The 4,825-nt window shown below is 61.9% G+C and carries 7 protein-coding genes and 1 pseudogene; 5 read left to right on the top strand and 3 right to left on the bottom strand.

Annotated elements, in window-relative coordinates; genetic code table 11:
• Positions 1–509, bottom strand: a 509-nt coding sequence (locus EN964_RS24705) for an alpha/beta hydrolase (RefSeq protein WP_127276831.1), incomplete at its 3' end; no start/stop codon positions are given.
• A gap of 47 nt (positions 510–556) precedes the next feature.
• On the opposite strand from EN964_RS24705, the gene EN964_RS24700 reads away from it, so the two are divergent.
• Positions 557–1,009 (top strand): MarR family winged helix-turn-helix transcriptional regulator, encoded by a 453-nt coding sequence (locus EN964_RS24700; protein ID WP_023813960.1) that lies wholly within the window; start codon positions 557–559, stop codon positions 1,007–1,009.
• Positions 1,010–1,027: 18 nt separating this feature from the next.
• On the opposite strand, the gene EN964_RS24695 is transcribed toward EN964_RS24700, so the two are convergent.
• Together EN964_RS24695 and EN964_RS24690 are read right to left on the bottom strand one after the other, a co-directional pair.
• On the bottom strand, positions 1,028–1,639 hold the full coding sequence (locus tag EN964_RS24695) for a pyridoxamine 5'-phosphate oxidase family protein (protein ID WP_127270852.1): 612 nt from the start codon (positions 1,637–1,639) through the stop codon (positions 1,028–1,030).
• Positions 1,640–1,712: 73 nt separating this feature from the next.
• Positions 1,713–2,066, bottom strand: coding sequence for a gamma-butyrobetaine hydroxylase-like domain-containing protein (locus EN964_RS24690; RefSeq protein WP_013531698.1), 354 nt, complete (start codon positions 2,064–2,066; stop codon positions 1,713–1,715).
• A 199-nt stretch (positions 2,067–2,265) separates the two neighbouring features.
• Between EN964_RS24690 and moaA the strand changes: the two genes are divergently transcribed.
• The 4 genes and pseudogenes from moaA to EN964_RS24670 all read left to right on the top strand — a co-directional run.
• Complete coding sequence (gene moaA, locus EN964_RS24685; protein WP_127270849.1) at positions 2,266–3,261, top strand: GTP 3',8-cyclase MoaA; 996 nt, start codon at positions 2,266–2,268, stop codon at positions 3,259–3,261.
• Positions 3,262–3,349: 88 nt separating this feature from the next.
• Positions 3,350–3,784, top strand: a complete 435-nt coding sequence (locus EN964_RS24680; protein WP_236383069.1) for a hypothetical protein — start codon at positions 3,350–3,352, stop codon at positions 3,782–3,784.
• A 120-nt stretch (positions 3,785–3,904) separates the two neighbouring features.
• Complete coding sequence (locus tag EN964_RS24675; RefSeq protein ID WP_127269771.1) at positions 3,905–4,264, top strand: hypothetical protein; 360 nt, start codon at positions 3,905–3,907, stop codon at positions 4,262–4,264.
• Between the two features lie 225 nt (positions 4,265–4,489).
• Positions 4,490–4,825 (top strand): annotated as a pseudogene (locus EN964_RS24670) (EamA/RhaT family transporter); the annotation flags it as partial.

Here is a 4,825-nt window from a genome sequence, read left to right as displayed (position 1 = left end):
GAACCGGCGATGGCGTTGGCGGCGACGGCGCCGCCGAAGGAATGGCCGACCGCTGCCACGAAGGGGCCGAACCACTCGCCGGCAACCCGCACCGCATCCACCGCATTGACCATGTTCAAGCGCCGGCCCTGCGACTGGCCGTGGCCGGGCAGGTCAAGCGAAACGACCCGGTGGCCGGCGGCGCGATAGCCTTCGATCAAGGCGCGCATATATTCGGTGCGCGAGCGCCAGCCATGGACGACGAGCACCGTGCCGGCGGCCGCCCTGCCCGGCTCCGGGCGGAACTCGTGCACCATGACGCAGCCGGTCGCGGTCTTCAGCCGGTGATGACGCGCCTCGGTCATGAACCCGGCCGCACGGTCGACAGCACGGCGCTCGCCATCGCTGAGCGCCTTGACATTCGGGGTGCGGCAGAACAATTCGAACGCCGCGCGTCCGCTAAGCCGCGGCGCGACACGCTCTGCCGCACCGAACACGCCCCGGATGACCTTCAGCCCGAATGATGCCATAGTGAAAATCCATCCATACGTTCAAGCATGAACATAATAGTTCAAAGATGAACAATAAACAAGAGCTGCCTTGGGATAACCCGCGTTTCCGCAACTGGGTCGCGGTGGCGCGCGCCTGCCATGTGCTGGAGCGCACGCTGGCGGTGAAGCTTGCGCCGCTCGATTTGAAACCGGCGCAGCTCGACGTGCTGATGAACCTCTATCGCCACCCCGGCATGTCGCAGCACGATCTTGCCCGCAAGCTGCTCGTCGGCCGTTCCAACATCACCATGCTTTTGCCGCAGCTGGAAGCGCGTGGCCTGCTGCGCCGCGAAGGCGACGAGAAGGACAAGCGCATCCTGCGGCTCGCGCTCACCGAGGCCGGCGAGGCGCTGTTGATGCAGGCGCTGAAAGTGCACATGGCGCTGATAGAGAAGGCGATGAGCCAGTCTACGCCGGAACAATGCGACATGATCGGCGAGCAGATGCGCAAGATCTATGATGTGCTGAAAGAGGCGTGAGGGCTTTTCAGCCCAAACCTACCACATCGTCTTCTTCGCCCGCTCCGGCCATTCCTTGTCGTAGGTTTCGCCGTCGATGTTCCTGCGGCTGGTGATCTCCAGGATCTGTCCGGGCGTCGGCAGCGACTTCGGGTCGACATGCCTTGCTGCGTTCCAGAGCTCGGAGCGGACGATGGCCCGGGCGCATTGGAAATAGACCGAATCGATGTCGATGACGGTCACCGATCGAGCCGCCTTGCCTTCCACCGTGAATGACGCGCACAGCGCTGTATCCGTTGTAACATGAGCGCGGCCATTGATGCGCAGCGTCGTGCCCGAACCAGGTACCAGGAACAGCAGCCCAACACGTGGGTCGCGGATAATGTTTTTAAGCGAATCGGCGCGGTTGTTGCCGCGACGGTCCGGCATCATCAGGGTTTTCGGATCGTGGATGCGCACGAAGCCGGCGAGATCGCCGCGCGGCGAACAGTCCAGTCCCTCCGGGCCACTGGTGGCCAGCGCGACGAACGGCGAGGCTTCGATGAAGGCGGCATATTCGGGAATGACGTGGTCGAGTTCCTTGACCAGCGAGGCCTCGCCTGGAACGCCATAAAGCGCCTCGAGCTGCTCGACCGTGGTGATGACGGACATGTTTTCGCCTCCAAACCTTTGCCGGCGCTACGCCATCTCGATGACGTTTTGACGACAGCGAGGGGAATCAATTTTAGCGGTCCCGGCTCAGGCCCTTTTCCGCAAGCTCCGCGAGATAGGCTTCCCAGCGCGCATCCTTCTCGTGGCCGAGCGTATGCAGGTAATTCCAGGTGAAGATGCCGGTGTCGTGGAAATCGTCGAAGGTGATGCGCACGGCGTAGTTGCCGACCGGCTCTATCTTGAGGATTGCCACATTGCGCTTGCCGGGGACCGTCACCCGCTGATCCGGCGAATGGCCCTGCACCTCGGCCGATGGCGAGGCGACGCGCAGCAGTTCCGCCGGTAATTCGAATGGATGGTGGTCGGGAAAGGTGACGGACAGAAGTTTGCGGTCCTTGGAGACCCTGAGCTCTTTCGGTGCGGTCATGCTGTTCGATCCCGTCTCATCCGCCCTTCCCTACGCCGCTTCGCCAAACGGGAAAAGGCCTGATGAGACCGACCGACATGCGATGTCGGCGCAGAGATGTTACCAAAGATCGAGAGGCGCTATCTTGAATGGCAGGCCGGATCGTATCACATAGCGGTATATAACGAAGCCGTTCACGGCCACAGGAAGCGCTTGAAGCATGGACATGATTGATCCTTTCGGCCGCACGATCAGCTATCTCCGCGTGTCGGTCACCGACCGCTGCGATTTCCGCTGCACCTATTGCATGGCCGAGGACATGGCCTTCCTGCCGAAGAAGGACCTGCTGTCGCTGGAAGAGCTCGACCGGCTGTGCACGGTTTTCATCGAAAAGGGCGTCAGGCGATTGCGCCTGACCGGCGGTGAGCCGCTGGTGCGCAAGAACATCATGCATCTGGTGCGCCAGCTCTCGCGGCATCTCGCCAGCGGCGCGCTGGAAGAGCTGACGCTGACCACCAACGGCTCGCAGCTGTCGCGCTTTGCCGCCGAACTCGCCGATTGCGGCGTCAAGCGCATCAACGTGTCGCTCGATACGCTCGATGCCGACAAGTTCCACAAGATCACCCGCTGGGGCCATCTCGACAAGGTCATGCAAGGCATCGATGCCGCGCAGGCCGCGGGGCTGAAGGTCAAGCTCAACGCGGTGGCATTGAAGGATTTCAACGACGCCGAGCTGCCCGAGATGATGCGCTGGGCGCATGGCCGCGGCATGGACTTGACGGTCATCGAAACCATGCCGATGGGCGAGATCGATGCCGACCGCACCGACCAGTATCTGCCGCTGTCGCTGCTGCGCGCGTCGCTGGAACGCCAGTTCACGCTGACCGACATTCCCTTCAAGACCGGCGGCCCGGCCCGCTATGTCCAGGTCGCCGAGACTGGCGGACGGCTCGGCTTCATCACGCCGATGACGCATAATTTCTGCGAAAGCTGCAACCGCGTCCGGCTGACCTGCACCGGCACCCTCTATATGTGCCTGGGCCAGGAAGATGCCGCCGACCTGCGCGCGCCCTTGCGCGCCTCCGAAGGCAACGAGCTGGTCGCCGATGCAATAGACGAAGCCATCGGCCGCAAGCCCAAGGGCCACGACTTCATCATCGACCGCCGCACCAGCCGCCCATCGGTGTCACGCCATATGAGCGTCACCGGCGGCTGATCTTTTCGTGAAATTCATGCAAGATTGCTTCGGATCATGACTCGAGGCGAGCATGCGGCTGCACTCTTCATTCCTGGCGATTGCGACAATGGCAGCAAGCAGTGCGGTCGCCGCGCCGTTCACTTATGTGAACGAGCGCTTCGGCACCGTCTGCACCTTTCCCGACGAGATCTTCACCGATCGCCAGCCGGAGCCCGATAATGGCGACGGACAGCAATGGCTGAGCGCCGATGGCGCCAGCCTGATCTGCTCCGGCATCCTCAACATAGACAACGATACGCCGAAGGGCTTTGTGGCGGCCGAGAAGGCCAGCGATGAAGCCGGCTACAAGGTGACCTATGGCAAGGCCGGCAGCGATTGGGCGGTGCTGTCGGGCGTTAAGGATGGAAAGATGTTTTACGAGCGACGTCTGTTTGGGAGAGACGGTATCATCCGCACGGTCTGGGTCGACTACCCTCCGGCCCTGAAGTCGAAATACGACCCGCTGGTCGGCGCCATTGCCGGCAGTCTCAAGGGGTCGTGAAAGTTTCGGACCACACCCCAGAAAAAGTCTTGTTCGCGAACCACAGCCGGATTTACGGCCAGTCTGTTCCAACCTACCCTTTCCCTGGAAGCGGATCTTCGCTCACAGGGGGAATACTCCATGCGCAAACTCGTTCTTTCTCTAGCCTTGCTTGGTCTCGCGGCCGTGCCCGCTGCGGCCCAGTCGATCGGCGGCACTTATACGGTCGCCGGCACCAACTTCGACGGCTCTGCCTATGGCGGCGAGGCAACCATCACGCTGACCAGCGGGACGACGTGCGCGATCCATTGGGAAACCGGCGGCTCATCTTCCGACGGCATCTGCATGCGCAACGATGATGCCTTCTCGGCCGGCTATGTCATGGGCAAGGATATCGGCCTCGTCGTCTACAAGATGACGGACGACGGCTCGCTGCATGGTCTGTGGACCATCGCCGGCAAGGAAGGCAATGGCACCGAGGTGCTGACGCCGAAGAAGTAAGTTCTGCCGCCATTGCAGGTGATCTTCTGAGCCACAAACAAGGCTGTGGCCCAGCCCTTTGCTGTTGCTGTTTCACGCCCGGCTGTTACAGGCTTGCTGCCTAAAGCGCGTCGCGTTTGAACGGATTCAGGCGACGCGCTTTAGGTCTTTGTTTCTTATGCGTGTCGTTTCCCCAAAACCGAGGTCACTTTTGGGCGACATGCATTAGCAGAACCGGTAGCCGTCTTGCCCCTGTCACCAAATATTCGCGGCGCGTTGTTCATGATGGTGGCGATGGCCGGCTTCTGCCTCAACGATGCCATCACCAAATACTCGTCACAATCGATGAACATGGCGCAGGTCATGTTGATCCGTGGGGCTTTCGCTTCGCTTTTCGTCGGCTTGCTCGCCTGGCAGCGCGGCGCGCTCGCCCGCCCGGGTTCGATGCTGCAGCCTCTGGTGGCCCTGCGCGTGATCAGCGAGGCCGGTGCCACGGTGAGTTTTCTCGTCGCCCTCGCCCATTTGCCGATCGCCAATGTTTCGGCGGTGCTGCAGGCGCTGCCACTGGCGGTGACGGTGGGG

Origin of the sequence: Mesorhizobium sp. M7A.F.Ca.CA.001.10.2.1 (assembly GCF_003998575.1) — a bacterium.
GTDB lineage: Bacteria > Pseudomonadota > Alphaproteobacteria > Rhizobiales > Rhizobiaceae > Mesorhizobium.
Note: the sequence above shows the minus strand (reverse complement) of the source record. Positions and strands in the feature narration are given on the sequence as shown.

Bases quoted from the DNA above. Each gene is read 5' to 3' on its own strand.
- moaA (WP_127270849.1), top strand. From the start codon at position 2,266: ATGGACATGATTGATCCTTTCGGCCGCACGATCAGCTATCTCCGCGTG.
- EN964_RS24675 (WP_127269771.1), top strand. From the start codon at position 3,905: ATGCGCAAACTCGTTCTTTCTCTAGCCTTGCTTGGTCTCGCGGCCGTG.
- EN964_RS24680 (WP_236383069.1), top strand. From the start codon at position 3,350: ATGGCAGCAAGCAGTGCGGTCGCCGCGCCGTTCACTTATGTGAACGAG.
- EN964_RS24700 (WP_023813960.1), top strand. From the start codon at position 557: ATGAACAATAAACAAGAGCTGCCTTGGGATAACCCGCGTTTCCGCAAC.
- EN964_RS24695 (WP_127270852.1), bottom strand. From the start codon at position 1,639: ATGTCCGTCATCACCACGGTCGAGCAGCTCGAGGCGCTTTATGGCGTT.
- EN964_RS24690 (WP_013531698.1), bottom strand. From the start codon at position 2,066: ATGACCGCACCGAAAGAGCTCAGGGTCTCCAAGGACCGCAAACTTCTG.